Source organism: Nostoc sp. JL31 (genome assembly GCF_017114965.1).
Classification (GTDB): Bacteria; Cyanobacteriota; Cyanobacteriia; order Cyanobacteriales; family Nostocaceae; genus Nostoc; species Nostoc punctiforme_A.
The window spans coordinates 23,675-45,211 of sequence record NZ_JABXKO010000056.1 but is presented as its reverse complement, the minus strand read 5'-3'; the positions used below and the strand labels follow the sequence as shown (position 1 = coordinate 45,211).

Below are 21,537 nucleotides of genomic sequence, written 5' to 3'. Positions count from 1 at the left end.
TTTGCCCAAGAGCCAGGGTTTTTGCTGAAGAAAGTTGAGCTAAGTGAATCTCCCTGCTGAACTCATATACGATGAGTTTTATTTTTTATGCACCCCAAGCAGAAATTTTGTATTATCGGTCGATAGACATCTTGCAGAAGTTGCTTTTGCAAGATGTCAGAGAAATGTTAAAGGTTACTGGGTTTGTTGAAAATTCCATACCTTTCCCCTTTACCCCACAATGCCAAGAAGTCTATTGACTACAAGACATGGCAGAGGGAATAAAAGAACTTTGCACAGATTGAGCCACAAGCATAATATTACCGTTACCATCAACGATCCATCCTTGAGCCTCGACAATCGGATCGGTAGATTTGGTCATAGATGCAGTAGATAATTTGTCCGTAATGGCTGTTGCTTGCGTGGGCAAATCTACCCAACCAGTAATCACTGCTCGTCCTCGCAACGGTTCATTAGGGCTTTGGGGTAATCCACCGCGTCCGGTAGCGATAAAACGACTAGCGGTTTGTCGTCTTCTGGGAGTGCAACCTTGAGCAATTTGTCGGGATGCATCCACGAGGTTGGAGGGTAGTTGAGTTAATCCGCGACTAGGGTCAGTATCTGGACTGTTGATAGTTACTTGACCGTTTAAAGTAGGACTTGTCTGGGAAATTGCCGTGATGCTACTTGGAAGCCGTTGAAGGTCGAGTTCAGCTAGGTCGTTAGTTCCCAACAGTCGCACCAAGTCTTCTCGACTCAGCACTGTCATACCAAAAATACCAGTAGCATTGATTGTGACTTTGCCACCAGAGCCTTTGAACGCATTGGCAGTAATATTGCTATTTTCTTTGGGAACGGCGACGATGAAGCCCGATGGGATATTGATGGTGATATTACCGCCATTTCCTTCTTTTTGGTCAGTACCAGCAGTAGTGGAGATTTGGCTGGTACGACGCAAGGTTAACAGGTCTTGCACGTTAAACGTAATATCTCCACCATTGCCTGATGTAGTTCTAGCTTGAATACTGCCTTTGTTATCAAGACGAATAGAACGGGCTGTAACTCCTATGTCGCCTGCATTACCCTGTCCTATATTACTGGTAGCTAACTCAGCACTGTTAGTTATAGAAAGTAACCCTGTGGTGATGTTGATGTTGCCGCCTGTGCCACTGCCCTGGCTGTTGACGGAGATCGTGGCTCCATCTTGAACAAACACAGACAATACTTGATTAACAGCTTGGGGTTGGAGGATAATGCTTCCACCCTGTCCGCTATTTGTAGTTCTAGCAAGCAGTCCGCTTGGCTCATTGAAGGAGCCTTGGTTGAGTCTTCCACTGAGAGAAATAAAGTCACGGACATTGACGATAATGTTTCCAGCATTCCCTTGCCCAAAGGTGTTGGCGGTGAGTTGTCCACCATTGGTAACGAATAGAGATCCGGTGGTGATGCGAATATCTCCCCCTTGCCCACTGCCACCGTCTATACCACTAATGATTTGACTGAGTGCAGGTTCTCCATTTTTTCGAAGCATCACTTGCCCATTTTGATCCACTCCAAACCCATCCACCTTAACCGTATCCCTGGCATTGATCGCTACATTCCCGGCATTCAATCCATTAGTGGTGTTGGCAGCAATTTGAGCACCTCCGGTAACCGAGAGCGATCGCGTATCAATGAAAATATTGCCTGCATTTCCTTGTCCAGCGGTAGCTACATTTAGCGTTGATCCGTTCGTGAGAGAAAGGGTATTCGTCTTAATAAAGATACTCCCGCCTTCTCCACTAACAGCCGGGTTCGCATTACTGAAAATCCCACCCCCCTGAAACCCTGTATCCAGGAAAACCGTTGGAGCGGCGATCGCGATATTGCCTGCATTGCCTTGCCCAAAGGTGCTGGTGTTGATTTCGCCGCCATCAGTGACCGAGAGCGATCTGGCTGTAATCAGAATGTTTCCGGCATTGCCAACAGAATTCGCCTGACTCACCGTGTTAGAAAGCTGACTCCTTTCCCCATCACTGGATTGACCGCTCAAGGTAATTGCACCCGTTGCATTTAACCTAATATCTCCTGCCTGCGTTCCGTTTAACCCTTCCCCAATCCCAGCTAAAAGTTTGCTGCCTTCCAAAATGCGGATATCTCGTGCATAAATTGAGATATTGCCGCCACTTTCAGCAAGAACACTGATTGTACTTCCGTGCCTGAATGATACATCTCCCCGTGCCAACTGATCTGGAAAACTTAGGCTCAGAAGGTTACCATCCGGTGTTGGCATTCTGGAGAGTTGGACAATGCCAGCCCCAGCAATACTCCCCAGTTCAACTTGCCCTTCCAGAATGTCAGCGGTACCTAAAACGCTTGATGTACCGTCTGGACTACTGCCTTCAGAATCGAAGCTGAGATTTCCGCCGAGTAAGACCAAACTCTGCCTTCCCTGAACTGTGAGGGAACTACCGAAGGTTTGAATGCTCCCAGGTTGCCGCTGAGAAGCCAGGAAACCACTCGGATCGCCTACTATCGTCAGTAAGCTACTCGGTTCACCGGGATTAGTTGCACTAAATTGAGCACCATTAGGAAACACGATCGCATCGACCGTTGTTGCCAAAAAAGAACCGACACTTAAACTGGCATTACGTCCAAAAATAATTCCATTGGGATTAAGTAGAAACAGGTTAGCGGTGCCGTTAGTTTGGATTAACCCATCAATATTAGACACCGCTCCACCTGTTACTCGGCTGATAATGTTCTGAATATCAAGAGCATTGTTAAAAAAAGCAATGCCACCAGTAGGAATAGAAAACTCGCTAAAACTGTGGAACAGATTGCCACCCGCTTTGGTTCCGCCTTCAATAATTCTGGTGTTCCCTTCTAGTTTGATGGTGGAATTATTCGGTAGAGTGGTATCGGGGGTAATTTGAGCAAAAGCGCAATTTGCCCAAAAAGCTGCGATCGCAATACCCATCCCCACAGAAACAGCAATTGTTGAATCAAGGTTAGTTTGTATAGTGATTGTGGTGATGGGTATTTTAAGCTGTGTCATCGCTTTGGCGATTCGCTTTAATGCTTTGGCCTAATTTTATTTTGCTAAGAGTAGTGAAAAGTAATAACTTTTCTGAAGAAATACTTAGATAAATAGAAATTCCTCCCCCGATTGGAGTAATGAATTATTGACTACAAGACATGGCAGAGGGAATAAAATAACTTTGCACAGATTGAGCCACAAGCATAATATTACCGTTACCATCAACGATCCATCCTTGAGCCTCGACAATCGGATCGGTAGATTTGGTCATAGATGCAGTAGATGATTTATCCGTGATGGCTGTTACTTGTGCGGGCAAATCTACCCAACCAGTAATCACTGCTCGTCCTCGCAACGGTTCATTAGGATTAAGGGGTAATCCACCGCGTCCGGTAGCGATAAAACGATTAGCGGTTTGTTGTCTTCTGGGAGTGCAACCTTGAGCAATTTGTCGGGATGCATCCACGAGATTGGAGGGTAGTTGAGTTAATCCGCGACTAGGGTCAGTATCAGGACTGTTGATAGTTACTTCCCCGCTCACCCCTAATTCCGAACTCGCTGTAATGTCACTGTTTTCGGTTGGGCGTTTTTGGGGAACAAGACCGAAAATACCGTTTGTTGTAATGTCAACTTTACCACCAATCCCTGTGAAGGCATTAGCGCTGATATCGCTATTTTCTTTGGGAACAGCGACAATGAAAGGGCTATTAATGATGAGATTACCGCCATTGCCACCGAATTCGCTACTGCCGGCAGTGGTAGAAATTTGACTATGATTGCGTAGTAATAATAAGTCTTGCAACTTCAGGGTAATATTACCACCATTCCCCGATCTGGTTATGGCGGCGATCGCTCCTTGATTATCCAGACTCAGAGAACGAGCTTGGATCTCAAGGTCGCCTGCCGTCCCCGCTCCGGTACTACTGACAGTGACTTCACCTCCATCCCGAACACTCATCTGCTCAGTTTCAATCTTTAAACTTCCCCCACTACCAGTACCTTCTGGCGTCACCGCAGCGCTGATTTGGCTGTTAAAGTTACTATTTGGTGATTTCCCAACGACTTCCACAGATTTCGACGCATGAATTCGCAATCTACCTGCATTGCCCACTCCAGCAGTGCCAACCGATATTATTGCACCACCTCTCACACTCAAGCGATCGGTTTCAATTGTTAAATCGCCACCATTGCCTCTAGGTGGAATAACTGTTTCGTCTGCGTCTAGTTCAATACCTGCATTGATTACTGTAGCATAGAGGTTATCAACAGGTGTATCAAATACTTCTACTTCAGAAGCCCGAATTGTGAGATTACCAGCGTCGCCTTGACCAAAAGTAGCGACTTGCACTTTGCCTCCATGACTGACACTCAAGCGTTTTGTCTCAATGGTCAAGTTGCCACCGCGACCTTCACCTCTAGGGTTTACCTGAGCAAATAAGCCAGCAGGATTTTCAATATTAGATGTAAACGATTTGATTTTTCCACTGATTTCCACTGACTCGGCAGCGTGAATAGTCAAATTTCCTGCAAACCCTTTACGGTAAACACTGCTTCCCACTTGACTATCAATGATATTCATGGTGACAGTTTCAATGTTTATATTGCCAGCATTCCCTTGTCCAAAAGTACTGGCAGATAGTTGTCCTTCTCGGACAATCAACTGATTGGTGTTAATTACCAAATCTCCTGCTGTTCCTGTACTCAATGTTTGAGTCACCAAGCTGCTGGGAAAGGGAAATAGACTATTACTATTAGTAGCAGATCCTATCAGTTTAACTGATTGGGAGGCATTTATCGTCAAACTTCCTCCAGCCCCACTACCGCTAGTTCGAGCTGAAATCGCTGCTCCATCTTGGATTAACAACTGATTGGTATTAATCGTAATCTTTCCTGCGGGCCCTGTGCTATAAGCGTTAGAACTTATTTTGCTAGGATACCATCTATTAGGAAACTGTGGAAGAATCGCAGTACCGACTAGCTGCACTGATTCGGCATTTACTGTTATACTCCCTCCAACCCCTTTACCTTCGTTATCGGTTATGATTCCGGCTCCATTTTGGATGAGTAACTGTCTAGTGTTAATCGTGATGTCTCCGGCGTCTCCCACTCCATTAGATGCAGCAAACATACCACTAGAACCTAAATTGGGATTATCTGGAATACCAATTAGTTGCACTGATTCTGAGGCATTCACGATCAAATTTCCTGCCAAACCTGCATTTGTTGTACTAGATGAAATCTTTCCTCCTGCTAAGATTTGTAACTGTCTGGTGTTAATTGTCAGGTTTCCTGCGCTTCCTGTTCCAAAAGTTTCAGCAAATAAACCGCTACGAATTCCAGTAGGTGATTCTCCAACGACTTGCACTGATTCGGAAGCATTTACACTCAATCCTTTTCCAGGTAATGCTCCTAAAGTGCTGGCTTCAATCTGGGAACCTCCACTGACTGTAACTCCTTTACCCCACACCTGAATAGCGCCGCCACCTTCGCCACTGGTACTGACCAAGGCTTGATTACTGAGTGAGATATCGGCTTTAGCTACATTATCAGGAACAATCAAACTCAAATTATTACCATCCACATTCAGTCCGACTGTCCCCTCACCTGCAATTCCTGCCAATTCCACTCGCCCACCCGGAGCATTCAATTTACCTTCGTTGATGGCAATTTCTCCACCCACTAATAGCAAACTCTGACCATCTGGCACTCGTAAACCAAAGATATTATCTTCTACTGGTGCAATTGACCTGTTTTCAATTCTGCCAGCCTGAAGTTGATTGAATAGTAAAGCAGAAGGATTAACTGTTAGTAATGAAGAAGGATTCTGAGGATTAGTTGCACTAAATTCCAACCCATTGCCAAACACAAAAGAATTCGCCGTACTCCCTACAAAGGAACCCGCTACATCCAGCTGTGCATTATTCCCAAATAAAATCCCATTGGGATTAATAAAAAACAAATTTGCGCCACCATCTACCCCTAAAGTGCCGAGAATATTAGAGATATTACTTCCCGTCACCCGTGTGAGAATATTGGAGATTCCCGTGGGATTGGCAAAATAAACACGTTGGGATTCTCCCACATTGAATTCCTGGAAACTATGGAACAGGTTTGCACCGTGAGTTGCTCCACCATCAATGCGGTCAGCCGGAAGTCCTTTAATATTGACATTGGGAGTGATTATTGAAGAGTTATTATCCAATGTTCCATCAGGCGTAATCTGGGCTAAGGCGTGATTTTCAGAACAAAATATGCCGTGAGCAAGCACTCCAATAATGCCAAAAACTCCTAATAAATCTGAGTGCCAATTCCTATCTTTACAGGTTGTCATATCAGAACCAGCCTCGCTTGCTCATTTCCTACCTGTGAATATGCAATTTTCTTACGCCACAGCTTTTAGCCACATCTTCAAGGGTTTTCAGCTAGCCGTTCCGATCAATTTTTCTACAATTAATTTCAGCAGATATTTTAACTAGATGAAAGTAAAGTTTTAAAAACTTAAAATTAGGTAATGCATCTGATTGTTTTGATCACTCTTGGGTCTCATCATAATTCCTCCCCCGACTCTTGGAGTAATAAATTATTGACTACAGGACATGGCAGAGGGAATAAAAAAACTTTCAGGAGATTGAGCCACGAGCATAATATTACCATTAGCATCGACAATCCATCCTTGAGCCTCCACAATCTGATCGTCAGATTTGGTCATAGATGCAGTAGATGATTTATCCGTGACTCTGTGTGTTGCTTGTTCGGGCAAATCTACCCAACCAGTAATCACTGCTCGCCCCCGCAACGGCTCGTTAGGATTAAGAGGTAATCCACCGCGTCCGGTAGCGATAAAACGACTAGCATTTTGTCGTCCTCTGGAAGTGCAACCTTGAGCGATTTGTTGCGATGCATCCACGAGGTTAGAGGGTAGTTGAATTAAGCCGCGACTAGGGTCAGTGTCTGGGCTGTTGATAGTTACCTGCCCACTCACTCCCAATTCCGAACTCGCTGTAATGTCGCTCTTTTCGGTTGGGCGTTTTTGCGGAAAAATACCGTAAATACCGTTTGTTGTAATGTCAACTCTACCACCAATCCCTGTGAAGGCGTTAGCGCTGATATCGCTATTTTCTTTTGGGACGGCGACAATGAAAGGGCTATTAATCGTGATGTTGCCGCCATTGCCACCGAATTCGCGATTCCCGGCAGTGGTGGAGATTTGACTGTTGCGACGGAGTAGTAGCAGATCCTGCACCGTTAGAGCAATATCTCCACCTTGACTGCTGTTTGCTATTGCCGAGAGGAAAGCCTTATTGTCAAGGGTAAGAGAGCCTGCTTGTACCTGTAAGTTGCCACCCTTTCCGATTCCTTGGCTATCTACGGCGATACCCCCACCATCTGCGATCGCTAACCGCATCGGGTCAATGAAGATACTACCACCATTTCCACTAGAGCCAGTCGCGGTGTTGGCAAACAACCCTGCTTCTGGGCGAACAGGATCAATTGTAGTCTTGGCTTGCTCCTCACCAAAGACTTTAGCAACAGAGTTAAAGCGATCGCTGAAGGTGGAATCACTGCCTGAAATAGTGATCCGGTCTTTAACTTTGACGGCGATGTTACCTGCATCGCCGCTGTTGAAGGCAGTGGTCAGAAATTGCCCACCATTTATTACTTCAAGCACATTAGCATTAACAGTGATATTACCACCCTTGGAGCCGCTTTGGCTGCGGGCGCTCAAAACCGCCCCATCTGATACACGTAAGATACCAGTAGTAACGCCCAGTTCACCACCTTGTCCACTGGCTCCTTTGCTGGTGTTCGTAAACAACCCACTAGAGAATCCGCCTGCACGACCATCTTCAAGGACTGGGAACGAAGCAACTCCAGATAGTTCAACAGAATCTGTTGCATTGACCAAAATATTTCCTGCATTTCCCCGTCCTTGAGTGCTAGCTGCTAGTTCAGCGCCACTGGTCAAAAAGAGCGAACCAGCAGTAATATCGATCTCACCACCCTTGCCTACCGCTTCAGGAAACACATTACTGAAGATGCCAGTGTCACTGCCTGCTAGAGAAACTGAATTTTTCGCTTGGACAAATACGCTACCAGCATTCCCCTGTCCAGCAGTACTGGTTTGCAGTTGAGCACCATTGGTCAAGGAGAGTGAACCAGCAGTAATATTGATATTGCCACCCTTACCATTGCCGACAATTCCTTGATCTGGTATCAATCCTAAAAATCCAAAAGTCTTGCCAGCTGGTAGCGCTCCCACTCCGCTGTAAACGCTGCTTGCTACAGGGATACCACTTATTTTCGCCGCACCGTCCAATAAAACTGCACCATCAGCTTTAATAGTTACGTTACCAGCATTCCCCTGTCCACCAGTGAAGGTACTCAATTCAGCGCCATTGGTTAGAGAAAATGAACCTGCAATGATATTAATGTCGCCACCATTGCCAATGCCCACACTTCCTAGAGTTGCTACTGGTATCACCCCGCTGTAAGCCCCGCTACCTCTAGGAAAGCCATCTATTACCCGCACACCGTCAAAGGAAACTGCACCATCAGCTTTAATCGTCACATTTCCTGCATTCCCCTGTCCAGGAGTGGCAGTAAGTAGAGCAGCGCCATCAGTTAAGGAAAGCGAGTCGGCGGTGATATTGATGTCGCCCCCCGTTCCTACTCCTACAACATTGCTAGAGATGAAGCTGGCACTTGCAAGCGAGACTCTACCCGATGCCTGTACAAACACGCTGCCTGCATTCCCTTTTCCAAGGATGCTGGTAACTAGAGCAGCTCCATCAGTTAAGGAAAATGTCTTAGCTTTAATATTGATATCGCCACCATTGCCGACTGCTCCACTATCTACACTGTTGAGCATGTAGCTATTTGTGAGAGAAACCGAGTCCGACGCTTGCACAAAAATGCTCCCGCCATTCCCCTGTCCAGATGTGCTGGCAGATAGGGAAGCGCCATTAGTTAAGGAGAGTGACCCAGCGGTGATATTGATATCACCACCATTGCTGCCGACTACTTCTTTTGCTACACTGCTGTCGATAAAGCTATTGTTTGCGAGAGAGACTCTACCCGAAGCTTGCACAAGTATGTTACCGGCATTCCCCTGCCCATATGTGCTGGCAAACAGGGAAGCGCCATCACTTAGAGAAAGCGCCCCAGCATTAATATTAATCTCACCACCATTGCCGACCGCTTCATTTTGTACAGTGCTGCCAATGATGCTATTGATGAGAAAAACCGAGTCAGAGGCTTGCACAAATACGCTACCTGCCTTTCCCCGTCCAAAGGTGCTAGCAATTAGTTGGCTATCAGTTAAGGAAAGTGTTTTAGTTTTAATGTTGATGTCGCCACCCAAGCCTTCTGCTTCAGTCCCTACAGCGCTGAGAATGTTGCTATTTGTGAGTGAAACCGAGTCAGACGCCTGCACAAATACGCTGCCAGCATTCCCCTCTCCATATATACTGGCATCCAGTTTAGCGCCATTGGTTAAAGACAGCGACCCGGCAGTGATGTTGATGTCACCCGCATTGCCTATCGCTTCGTTGTCCACAGAGGTGTAAACTCCACTGACACGTCCGTTATTCACCCCATCAATAGTGACAGCATCACGGACATTAATATTCACATTGCCAGCATCGCCACGCCCAGCAGGGAGATCAGAAGTTCCCCGAACCAAGGTTAGCAGTTGAGCGCCATCTTGTAATGAGAACTCACCAGAATTGATAGTAATGCTGCCTCCTTTACCTTTTGCTCCTTCTCCTACAAAATTGTGAATTCCGCTCTTAGAACCTGCAATTTTGATTTCCCCGGTAGCATTTAGCGTAATATCCCCAGCAATAGTCTCAGGTGTACCCAAACCTACCCCAATACCAGCAGATAGCCCACTTCCTCCTAAAATCTCTAAATTGCGGGCATTGATTGCAATATCACCGTCACCAGCCCCTTCGACATATATAACTGCTTGATTGGTAAGCGATACCGAAGCACGAGTCACATTATCAGGAAACTTCAAACTGAGATTATCTCCATTAAAAAGAAGATTGACATTTCCAGGAACTGCTAACCCCCCTAATTCAACTCTCCCACTATAAGCATTTAACTGCCCGCCATCCATGCTGACATTACCGCCCACTAGCAGCAAACTTTTACCATCTCCTACTCGTAAACCAGATGCATTAAAACCTGCGGGATCTATTCCTGCTGGTGCGACTGAGTTATTTTGAATCGGTGCAGCGGCAATTTGATTGAATAGTAAAGCAGAAGGATTAATTGTTAATAATGAGGAAGGAGTCTGAGGATTCGTTGCACTAAATTCCAACCCATTGCCAAACACAAATGAATTCGCCGTACTGGCGACAAACGAACCCACCACATCCAGCCGTGCTTTGTTCCCAAATAAAATCCCATTGGGATTAATAAAAAACAAATTTGCGCTACCATCTACCCCCAATGTGCCGAGAATATTCGAGACGTTACTTCCCGTTACCCTTGTGAGAATATTTTTAATTCCTGTGGGATTGGCAAAATAAACTCGCTGGGATTCTTCGACATTGAATTCACGAAAACTATGGAACAGGTTTGCACCACGAGTTGCTCCACCATCAATCCGGTCAGCCGGAAGTCCTTTAATATTGACATTGGGAGTGATTTTTGAAGAGTTATTACCCAATGTTCCATCAGGGGGAATCTGGGCTAAGGCGTGATTTTCACAACAAAATATGACATGAGCAAGCACTCCAATAATACTAAAAACTCCTAATAAATCTGAGTGCCAATTTCTATTTTTACAGGTAGTCATATCAGAATCAGCCTCGCTTGCTCATTTTCATCTGTGAATATGTTACATTCCGTTACACATTGGTTGCCCGAATTCAATCAACGACTGCCCGAATTCAATTAACGATTGCCCGAATTCAATTAACGACTGTCCGAATTCAATTAACGACTGCCCGAATTCAATATAGGAATTTAGCAAACTTGCTTTTATTAAACACAAAAGCGATGGCTTTGCCAACGCCAAGGGCGAAAACGCAACAGTTCAACTGATACAAAGCGTAGACGCTGCATCGGTGAGGGAGTCGCAGTCTTCTCCCAAGGGGAGACAGTTAGTAGGGGCGGGTTTCCCGACTTGAGGCGATTGTTGTTGTCTCTGCCGACTTATATTCCTACAAAGAAGCAAGTGGCATGAGGGTTAGGGTAGGGTAAAAAATATATGCGATCGCGGGCGGTAATAGTTACATTAAAGAAAAAGTTACAAATCACTAATCAACCTCGCCTTACGGAGGAAAAATTGCAGCACAGTTTCTTCACGGGAAATAATATCAACCCTACCCTCCATACCCAATTGAATGTGACACTGGTTTTTCCCTTTACCTAAAACCAGAGTTTCCGGTTCAATTGTGACTTCATAGAAAGCACCAGGCGCAGTAGCTTTTGGACTAGTAGTCCCATTCATCGATGTATTTGTGCCATTCTTTTGAGGAGCGATCGCATCTGGAGAAATCGTTTGCACTTGACCATTCAGAGTACCATAATCTGGGTAGGGGCAAGCGCTGACCCGCATTTGGACTTTTTGACCAATTTTTAACTTACTTTGATCATCAGATGCCACGGCAGCTTTCAAAACTTGAGGTGCATCAGTGGGGACAATTTGCAATACTTCCTCGCCAGCACGCACAGTTTGACCTGGGTTTCGCAGATTGAGTTGGGAAATGATACCATCGGCGGTAGCTGCGATCGCAGTTTGAGCTAAATCTATTTTGGCTTGTTTGAGTTCGCTAGTATCATGCTCTAACTGCTTTTCAATTTCAATCCGTTGGTTAACTAAGGCTTGGCGTTCCTTTTCTATTGTTGCTTTGTTGCTTTGTCCTCCGGCTTTTTCTTGAGCAATTCGCTCAGTAGCAACACTTACTGCTGCATTACTTGGATTGACGGCAACTTGGGCGCGTTGTCTTCTAGCAATCACAGCAGATACCGCTTGTTGTAACCGTTCAATTGTCTGTTTTTGCGCCTCCACTGCTGCTTGTTGCGCCTTTACCGCTTGCTCTTGCTGTCTGGCAGATAATTGTGCTTCTTCCAATTGATCCTGAGATAGCGCCCCTTGGTTGGCTACACTCTCATATCGCTTCTGTTTTGACTGGGCTACACCCAAAGCAGCTTCAGTCGCATGGAGATTTGCTTGTGCTGTTTTTAACTGTGCTTCCCCAGCCAGCAATTCTTTCTCAGCAATTTTGACGTTGGCATCAGCTTCTTGAAGTTCGGAAACAGTGGTCAGATTTTTATCTTGATATTCCCGACGGCGACCGCTCAATTCGGCTTGAGCGCCAGTAATAATCCGGTTTACACGGTCAGTTTCGGCTTGAATCTGGCTATTAAGGGAACTAATCTGGGCATTAATTTGCACTAGTTGTAACTTAGATTGTTGAATACTAGTTTGCAATTGGCTTTTTTTGGTTTGCAGACGGGAGTCATCGATAGTTGCGATCGCATCTCCTTTTTTGATAAGCTGATTTTCTTTGACATAAATGTGCATAACCTGACCTTCAGTTGCCGCTTGCACAATTCGCAATTCACCCGCCGGACGCACAACCGCCTGTGCTTGGACTGTAACCTTATATTTACTAATAGCAGCAAGTGGCACAGCTAGTCCGAGAACGCAGAGAATAAACATTCCGCCCCATGTTGTCCAACGAGTAATTGGTGGGAGAAATTCGTTTGTTTGAATTGGAGGGAGAAAATTTGTGTTGCTAACCATGATGTCTTAGAGGTTGTTTGAAAAGTGGTTGGCTGTGATTTTAAGCACTTATTTATCCCCCCTAGCCCCCCTTAAAAAGGGGGGAAAACTTCTTCAAGTCCCCCTTTTTAAGGGGGATTTAGGGGGATCTAAAACATTTTGCTACCAACAAGAGGACTTTTAAAACATCCTCTTACAAATTACGAATTATCTTAATTAATGGTGGCAGTCTTGCCGTTACGGTGAACCGGGGAAGCTATCAGCGCCAACCCATTATGAGAGGGAAAAATATCATCTAAGAAATCTAAATGTTCGCCAGGTAAAGAGCGCAATTCTTCTGGTGTCCCTTGGATTTTTAAGCGTCCTTGTTCTAAAAATACAATTAAATCTGCTCTCTGTATTACCTTGGGACGGTGACTAATTAAAATAGTCGTTTGATTGTGACGATGGGATAAAAGTCTATCTAATACTTGTCTTTCGCTTACTGGGTCGAGTGCGCCTGTGGATTCATCTAAAATTAAGACTGGTGGCTGAGTAACTATGGCTCTGGCTATGGCTAATCTTTGGCGTTGTCCACCAGAAAGATTTGCCCCAAATTCTCCTAATACAGTTTGATATTTATCAGGGAGTTTGCTAATAAATTCATCTGCACCTGCAATTTGACAAGCTTTGACAATTTCTTCAAAACTAATATGTGGATAGCTAAAGTTGAAATTATCAATAATAGAACGACTCCAAAAGTGGGGTTCTTGAGGAACTAATACCACTTGTTGACGCAAACATTCTAAGGATAAATCTTGCTGATTATATAAACCATAACGAATATTGCCAGACTCGACTTTATATAAGCCAGTTAGCAATTTTGCCAGGGTACTTTTACCACAGCCAGATTTGCCAATTAAAGCAATAACTTTACCGCCAGGAATAGTTAAGGAAAAATCTTGTAAGAGGTCAACTCTACCTGCGTGATGAAAGTTAAGTTCACTGCAAGTTATATCTGCATTGCCAGGAATTTGTGCCCAAGGCTTTTTAAAATCATTTTCGGATTCTGGGGTAGCGTCAATCACTTCTGTCATCCGTTGAAGGACTATCTGGGCTGTGATAAACTCATCTACTAAGCCGATCGCAGCACCTAAGAAGCCGAGAAAGTTGCCACTCATGCCGTTATATGCCATTAACTGACCGATTGTTAAGGTGTGATTAATGACTAAATAGCTACCTATCCAAAGGATGCCAATACTAATGAAGGTAGAAAGAATGCCAGTAACTGTACTGCTATACAGTCCCAGTTTCATCATACTCCAGCCTAAGTTGGCGAGGCGACCATAATTCCCTTGATATTCTGACCAAGCTTGGGGAGTGGCTTGGGTAGTTTTTAATACTTGGATGCCGCGAAATGTTTCTACCAAAAAGCCTTGGTTTTCTGTACCAGAAACAATTAAATTTCGGGTTTTCTGGCGCATTGCGGGTAAGAAAAGCAGGTTAACACCCGTGACAACCATAAATGCAACTATGGAAGCGAGAGTTAGTTCCCAACTGTAAAAGAGCATAAAACCCAAGGAAATTACAGCAATAAAGAATTGACTGGGTAATCCCAGGACAATTTGGGACACTAAGTTATTGATGGCTTTGACATCGGCAATGCGGCTGACAACTTCCCCACTGCGTCGTCCTTCAAAGTAGGAAAGGGGTAAATGTAAAAGTTTGCGTCCGTATTCTAGAATTAGTCCTAATTGCAATCTTTGACCAAAGTGACCGATGAGGTGAGATTGGACTAAACTAATGGCGCTTCTAATTAAATTCATGGCGATAACGCCAATTGCCACAGTCGTTAGTAGTTGGGTATCACCTCGTACTAAGACATCATCGGTGAGGAGTTGCATCATGAAGGGAGATGCCAAAGAAAGCAGTCCAATGGCGATGTTAATGGCGATCGCTTGGGCGAGAATAGAACGATAAGGCCAAACCCGTTGCAGATATCTTCCCAGTCCGCCAATTTTATCTGATTCTTGTTGATAAAAACGGCTGTCATCTGGAGTCAGCAGCAGCATGACGCCATTATTCCAACCCGCCATTAACTCTTGACGGGTAAGATGACGAATACCAACACCAGGGTCGGCGATGACGTATTTTTTGGCTTTTTGCCCGTATAATACAACCCAATGGTAGCCTTTCCAGTGGATAATCGCTGGTAGGGGAGCTTGATGTAATTGGTCGATTAATTGGGGACTGGCTTTAACTTGGCGGGCGTTGAATCCTAGTACTTCTGCACCCCGTTTCAATCCTAGCAAGGATGTTCCTCTAGAACCAGTACCTACGGCTTCTCGGACGCGGTTAAGGGTAAATGTGCGTCCGTAATGTTTGGCAATGGTGGCTAGAGACGCTGCACCACAGTCTTCTTCAGTGTGTTGGAGGACTATTTGGTATTTCATTTTCAGGACAACTGTTAGAGGAGAAAGAATCGTCGGAGCTTTTGCTCCGACTAGAACTGATGTTTAGCTTTCAGTTCAGACCTTTGATTGCTGTGAACTCTCTGCATATCACTCTTTACGACGACTTTGAGTTTTTATGCACTTGGAGCAGAACTATTTTGAAAAATTTGGCAAATCCTTATGCATAAAAAAATCGGGGCACTTGCCCCGACGTTATATTGTATTCAGCTTTTTAGCCCAGATTTTTGAGTAGTTAGCTTTTTGATCTGAACCGAGATAGGACAATCTAACCTCAAAAATTCAAATCAGTAAATCTACTTCAGAATTGCAGATTAGTCTACCCGATAGAGTTGTATATCGTATGGATTGCCAACAGTGTTCGTGTTGTCTTGAAACTCATATACTCCTCCATCGGCCAAATTGTACGTTATGTAATCCTCAAAATCATTTCGACTGTCTTTGTCATATCTAATGATTCCTCCACTAGTGGCAGTCCATACAGCATAACCATCATTAGGATTTGCGGCATACCCTGGTGCTGTTGTACCATCGAGAGTGTAGGAGACATTGTATGGCGTTTTGTTTTTAACCGTAAACACCTCGGTAGCTCCGCCACTAATTGTTTCAGCAGCTTGTTCGTCCATTTCTTCAATTAAACCAAAAGATTCTAGGCAGGTTTGATTAGTTAACATGGTTTTTCTCTCTTTGTTAATTAGGTGATGCAGAGATAATTAGGTAATTTTTAAGAAGTTGCATAATTGGGGGATGAATTTGCGGATGTAACTATCGAAATTTTGTTCTGTAGACGAACTTATTCAATGATTCCGCTATTCCCCAAAGAAAGCATCTTTTTAAATGAACTTCTTTGCATATCACTCTCTACGATGACTTTTAGTCTTTATGCACTGAGATCGGAAAATTTTTGAAAAATCTGTAAAATCCTTACGCAGTAAGGAATTAGCTTTTGTCCCTATTGTTGTATAATTGAAATCAGCTATGTTTCAAACAGCGGCAAGTATTCCATGCAACCCCGACAGGGCATTGTTGAAATCTTTTCTACCTTTGTGCAATTTGATGTAGACCAATTTAGTGGTTGGGCAACAGATGCCAAACTGCGACGCAGTATGAAAGTTTGCCTGGAGTCGTCAACTGAGAAATCAGATACCTTTTGGGCGCTTTACTGGTATAGAGTTTGGCAGACTCAATCTAGTGCTGTGGCACTTGCACATATTTCTGCTTATTTACAAGAGGTGTGCTACTGGACTGCCAGAAAATTCGCCCTCAACTTTCCCACGCAGTCGTCTGTAGCAGACTGTTTTCAGATGGCGATCGCTCATATTAACAGAATACTCAAAAATTTCAACCCTCAATACAGTTCGCATTTAAAAGCCTATGCACAATTAACTTTTGAATCGATTATCAAAGATGCACTGCGCTTACACCGGGAAGCAGACATTTGCTCAGACTGGGCATTATTGCATAAACTCAGCCGCAAACGACTAGTGCAGTCATTACAAAATGCCGGATTTAACAAAGAAAGCATCGAGAGTTATGTTTTAGCCTGGGAATGCTTTAAGGAACTCTACACAGGTGACAATACAAAAATTCGTCAGCTTCCCAAACCAGATGCTCTGACTTGGGAAGCTATTAGTAATCTTTATAATGCAGAACGTTTCAGCCGATTGAGTTCACCCACTGGCGCAGTCAATCAGCAAACTATAGAAACCTGGGTATTATCTGCTGCTAAAGCTGCCCGTACTTTCCTCTATCCTAAGTTTGTTTCCACAGACGCTCCCCTTAAAGAAGATGAGGGTAATTTATTAGATATATTGCCTGTAGATTTGCAAACATCTTTACTAACGGAAATTATTGAGCAGGAAGAAGCGGTGAATATGCGATCGCAGCAAGCTCAGTTAAACCAAGTTTTGTCCCAAGCGATCGCTGCACTCGATGCTGAGTCCCAAAAAGTACTACAAGCTTACTACGTTCAACAACTGACTCAACAAGAAATTGCTGCACAGCTAGAAATTAAGCAATATACTGTTTCTCGTCGCCTGAGCAGCATTAAAAAGTCATTGCTCCTGACTCTTACGCAATGGAGTCAAAACACCTTGCATATTTCCCCTAAATCCGACGTAGTAGATGCCATAAACACAAGTTTAGAGGAATGGCTCAAAGTCCAATATAGCCATACCCAAATTCAATCAGCAGACAAGAAATAATTTTGTCTCTCCCCTCTCCCCAGTATTGGTCTTTATATGGAGCCATTCTAGAATTTTTATGTTGAACCCACCTGCCCCATTCACTATTGACTCACAGCATTTATACTTGGAAATTACCCAATTTCCAGAAGTGCAAGAACAACCATACTCAACAGCTGGTGCTTGTCAACGTGGGTGGATAAATCAAAAATGCTTGCAAGCATTTTTGCCTTGGTTCCAGGAGGAAATTGCTCCCACCGCCAAGGTTTATCCTCACAGTGCGGCATTGCCGAGTTTTTGGGAAGTAGTCAATGGCACAGCTATTACTTTCGATCGCGATCGCCTGGTATTAATTCCCACCCTGGCGATGGATGACGATGAGTTACGCGTACCGCAGGAATGGGTAGATATACCAGAGTGGGTTGCTGACTATTACATAGCAGTACAACTTAATCCCGATGATGGCTGGATGAAGATTTTTGGCTACACAACCCATCAAATTCTGAAAACAAAAGGGGTTTATAATGCTGGCGATCGCACTTACAGCTTGGAAAGTGAAGATTTAATTCCAGATATTAATGTGCTGTGGGTTACACGCCAACTAGATCGGTCAGAAACCTTACGTGCCGAGATTACACCTTTAGATTCTATTGGCAAAACCCAGGCAGAAAACCTTTTAGAAAGATTGGGCGATCGCGATGTAAAATTCCCGCGTTTAGCAGTTCCATTTTCACTCTGGGGTGCGCTCTTGGCACATAGTGGTTGGCGAAAAAAGTTGTATGAACTGCGTCAGGGTTTACTCATACAGCGATCGATTCCGCAATGGTTGCAGACAGGAGTAGCCAATTTAGCCCAACAGTGGGGATGGGAAAAAAGAGAATTCGTTGTGGTACCTGCCGGAATGCGGAGTGCAGAACCAGTTTTAGGCTTGTCTCGGCAAATAAAAGTTGCAGAGCAAACATACGAGTTACGTATTTTCCCAAAAAGCGCTTCTGAGGATTATGTTTGGCGTTTTGAATTGCGAAGTACAACTCTTGATAGTCAAATTCCAGCTGGGTTTAAGCTTCGACTACTAACGGAAGACTTACAAGCTTTTGAAAATAATCAAGATACGGCAACAACTGCTGTAGATATGTTGTATTTGGAAGTAATTTTGGAACTAGGAGAAGGATTAGTTTGGGAAATAGAACCCGCACCTGAAGACTATGAACGAGAGATTTTGCGGTTTTAAATATTACCTTCAGAAATCTTCACGTTTAGCCTTTATTATTTGCTCTTAAACTGAATTTCACAACACACAGCAACCTATTTAGGAACCAAGATATATAGCAGGGTTAAAGTTGTCAATTTAACGTGAAACCCTTGTCAAGACGTAATATTGAGTTCATTCACTTATGCTTACTCACAGCATCACCTCACCCCGGTTTTGTCTAAACCCAAAACCGCCTTTCCCTTTACCAAGGCTACGGTGTACATACAAGTTGAATTACCCCCCTCAATCCCCCCTTGTAAAGGGGGGAAGCCGGAAATCCAGTTCTCTCTTAAAGGGGCTGGAGAATTGTCGCCCACTAACTAACCTTGCAAAGAGGAGAAGCCGGAAATCCAGTTCCCTCCCCTTTGCAAGGGGAGGGTTAGGGTGGGGTAAAGCGTATGTGGGACAAGCGTTTGAGGTTAAGTTTAGTGCCCTAACCCGACGGATGTACCTCACATAGATACAACTCAACATCTAGGGAGAACTAGCTGTGGACAAGTTAATCATCTTAAAGTTAGGGGAGGGAAACTTTGAACAAGGGTTTACCGTGACTCTACAGATTGGCGATGAAAATGTCCGCCCGACTGTGGAAATCACAGGTGAGCTTCCCCCCAACCCGGAAATTCTCCGCGATTATCACCGTTGGCAATCTATTTATCGTAATTTAAGGCTGCCATCTCGTCCGATTGGTTTAGCTAAAGAACTTAACCAAGCCCCCAGCCTAGAATACTGCCAGCAGGTGAGTGAGGAATTTAAAGTAAGTTTTAATACTTGGCTTGCTTCCGATTCCTTTCGTTTTATCCGCGAGAAATTGTTAGAAAAACTTGTGCTTGCGGATAATATTCGGATGCTTTTACAAACCAAAGACCTGCGATTACAGAAATTTCCCTGGCATCTTTGGGATTTGATAGAACGCTATCCCCAGGCGGAAATAGCCCTGAGCGCTCCTGCCTACGAACAAGTCAACCTTAACCGCATAGCAACTACATCCGACAAAGTAAAAATCTTAGCGATTTTGGGTAACAGTCAAGGTATTGATACCAAAGCAGACCAGGCGCTACTTAATTTGTTACCCAATACAGATATAACTTTTTTAGTTGAACCACAATGCCTTGACCTGACTGACCAGCTATGGGAGCAGAATTGGCAGATTCTATTTTTCGCCGGACATAGTTCTACTCAGGAAACGAATCAAACAGGAAAAATCTACATCAATCAAACTGAAAGTCTCACAATTAGCCAGTTAAAGTATGCTTTGAAAAAGGCAGTAGAACGAGGTCTAAAACTAGCGATTTTCAATTCCTGTGATGGCTTGGGATTGGCATGGGAGTTTGCAGATTTACATATTCCCCAAATTATCGTGATGCGAGAGCCTGTACCCGATCGCGTGGCGCAACAGTTTTTAAAGTATTTTTTAGAAGCCTTTGCGCGGGGAGGCTCATTGTATTTAGCCGTCAGGGAAGCACGAGAAAGGTTACAGGGACTAGAAAACCAATTTCCCTGCGCTACATGGTTGCCTGTGATCTTTCAAAATCCGGCTGAGATGCCGTTGAATTGGGGGGAATTGTTTAGAAATCCACCCAATCTTACTGCATCTTTGTCTCAAACTACGCCTGTTAGAGGAACCACAAATCGGCTTGGCTTTTCATCGATCTTACTGGCGAGCATGGTAGTAACTGGAATATTAATCGGGGTAAGATATTTGGGCGTGCTGCAAACATTAGAGTTAAGTGCATTTGACCAACTGGTACGCTTGCGCCCTCCTGAAAAACCAGACTCACGCCTACTGGTTGTCACTGTGACTGAAGAAGATGTGCAAGCGCAAAAACCGGAAAAACCTCAAGGTTCGCTGTCAGACAAATCACTTGCCAAACTGTTAGAAAAATTAGAGGCATATCAAGCACAAGTTATTGGTTTGGATATATACCGAGATTATCCAGTGGATAAGGATTATCCAGCATTGGCAGCAAGAATGCGAAAAAGCGATCGCTTTGTGGGGGTTTGTCAACTCAGCGATTCTCAAGCCGGAAAACCAGGTGTAAAACCACCTCCAGAACTTTCTTCACAGAATCTAGGTTTTAGCGATATTGCCATAGATTCAGATAATGTTGTGCGTCGCCATCTGTTAGCGTTAACTCCTGCGCCCTCATCTCCTTGTACTGCGCCCTATGCCTTGAATGTTCAACTCGCACTGCGTTACCTGTACGCAAAGGGAATTCAGTTGCAATTTACCTCTGATGACGCATGGCAATTAGGAAAGGTGACATTTAAACCAATAGAACCTCATGCTGGAGGTTATCAAAGGGTTGACGCTTTTGGACACCAAATTTTATTAAATTATCGTTCTTCTCCTTCACCAGAAGCGATCGCACCAAGTATGACCTTACAACAAGTGCTAACGGGTAAGCTCAATGCCGATGCAGTTAAAGACAAAATAGTAATTATTGGCACAACAGCAGAAACTTTTGGTGATTACTGGTTAACTCCCTACATCACTCCTCAAGGAAAATTACAGGCAATACCAGGAGTATTTTTACAAGCCCAGATGGTCAGTCAACTGCTCAGGGCTGCTTTGGATGGACAACCTCTGTTGTGGACTTGGCCGCTTTGGGGTGAGGTAATTTGGGTTTGGGGTTGGTCTTTTTTAGGCGGTTTGTTTACTGCTTATCTGCACCGATTCATTTACTTAAGCTTGGCAGGAGGAATCGCTATTATCAGTTTATACGTTAGCTGTTTTATATTTTTAATTGTATATAGTTGTTGGGTTCCGCTAATTCCTGCTATGTTGGCTTTAGTAGGCAATAGTTTAATAGCTACAACTTACTTAAACATGAAATTTAAAAATTAAGAGGATGTTTGAAAAGTCTGTAGTAGTGTATCAAATATTTGTTTACCCCACCCTAACCCTCCCCTTG

The 21,537-nt window shown here is 44.1% G+C and carries 10 protein-coding genes; 4 read left to right on the top strand and 6 right to left on the bottom strand.

Annotated elements, in window-relative coordinates; all coding sequences use genetic code 11:
• The first annotated feature begins 71 nt into the window (after positions 1–71).
• Positions 72–239, top strand: a complete 168-nt coding sequence (locus tag HWQ43_RS14125; RefSeq protein ID WP_292734510.1) for a hypothetical protein — start codon at positions 72–74, stop codon at positions 237–239.
• Here HWQ43_RS14125 and HWQ43_RS14120 read toward each other — a convergent pair.
• The 6 genes from HWQ43_RS14120 to HWQ43_RS14095 form a co-directional block, all read right to left on the bottom strand.
• The gene (locus tag HWQ43_RS14120) at positions 233–3,016 is read right to left on the bottom strand and encodes a filamentous hemagglutinin N-terminal domain-containing protein (RefSeq protein ID WP_292734508.1); all 2,784 of its coding nucleotides are present in this window, start codon (positions 3,014–3,016) and stop codon (positions 233–235) included. The two genes, HWQ43_RS14125 and HWQ43_RS14120, sit on opposite strands and share 7 nt — an antisense overlap.
• Positions 3,017–3,140: 124 nt before the next feature.
• A complete protein-coding gene (locus tag HWQ43_RS14115; protein ID WP_292734505.1) occupies positions 3,141–6,329 on the bottom strand; it encodes an S-layer family protein in 3,189 nt (1,062 codons plus the stop codon).
• Positions 6,330–6,578: 249 nt separating this feature from the next.
• Positions 6,579–10,802, bottom strand: a complete 4,224-nt coding sequence (locus HWQ43_RS14110) for a filamentous hemagglutinin N-terminal domain-containing protein (RefSeq protein ID WP_292734502.1) — start codon at positions 10,800–10,802, stop codon at positions 6,579–6,581.
• 453 nt (positions 10,803–11,255) lie between these two features.
• Positions 11,256–12,758: an HlyD family efflux transporter periplasmic adaptor subunit gene (locus HWQ43_RS14105; protein ID WP_292734499.1), complete on the bottom strand. Its 1,503-nt coding sequence runs from the start codon at positions 12,756–12,758 to the stop codon at positions 11,256–11,258.
• A gap of 191 nt (positions 12,759–12,949) precedes the next feature.
• Positions 12,950–15,169: a peptidase domain-containing ABC transporter gene (locus HWQ43_RS14100; RefSeq protein ID WP_292734496.1), complete on the bottom strand. Its 2,220-nt coding sequence runs from the start codon at positions 15,167–15,169 to the stop codon at positions 12,950–12,952.
• Between the two features lie 332 nt (positions 15,170–15,501).
• Positions 15,502–15,861, bottom strand: a complete 360-nt coding sequence (locus HWQ43_RS14095) for a hypothetical protein (RefSeq protein WP_292734494.1) — start codon at positions 15,859–15,861, stop codon at positions 15,502–15,504.
• A 330-nt stretch (positions 15,862–16,191) separates the two neighbouring features.
• On the opposite strand from HWQ43_RS14095, the gene HWQ43_RS14090 reads away from it, so the two are divergent.
• The 3 genes from HWQ43_RS14090 (at position 16,192) to HWQ43_RS14080 (ending at position 21,470) form a co-directional block, all read left to right on the top strand.
• Entirely contained in the window at positions 16,192–17,391 is a 1,200-nt protein-coding gene (locus tag HWQ43_RS14090) for a sigma-70 family RNA polymerase sigma factor (protein WP_292734492.1), read from the top strand.
• 58 nt (positions 17,392–17,449) lie between these two features.
• On the top strand, positions 17,450–18,601 hold the full coding sequence (locus HWQ43_RS14085) for a DUF1822 family protein (protein ID WP_292734490.1): 1,152 nt from the start codon (positions 17,450–17,452) through the stop codon (positions 18,599–18,601).
• 511 nt (positions 18,602–19,112) lie between these two features.
• Positions 19,113–21,470 carry a CHASE2 domain-containing protein gene (locus HWQ43_RS14080; protein ID WP_292734488.1) on the top strand — a complete coding sequence of 786 codons (2,358 nt, stop codon included), beginning with the start codon at positions 19,113–19,115 and terminating at the stop codon, positions 21,468–21,470.
• Positions 21,471–21,537 lie beyond the last annotated feature (67 nt).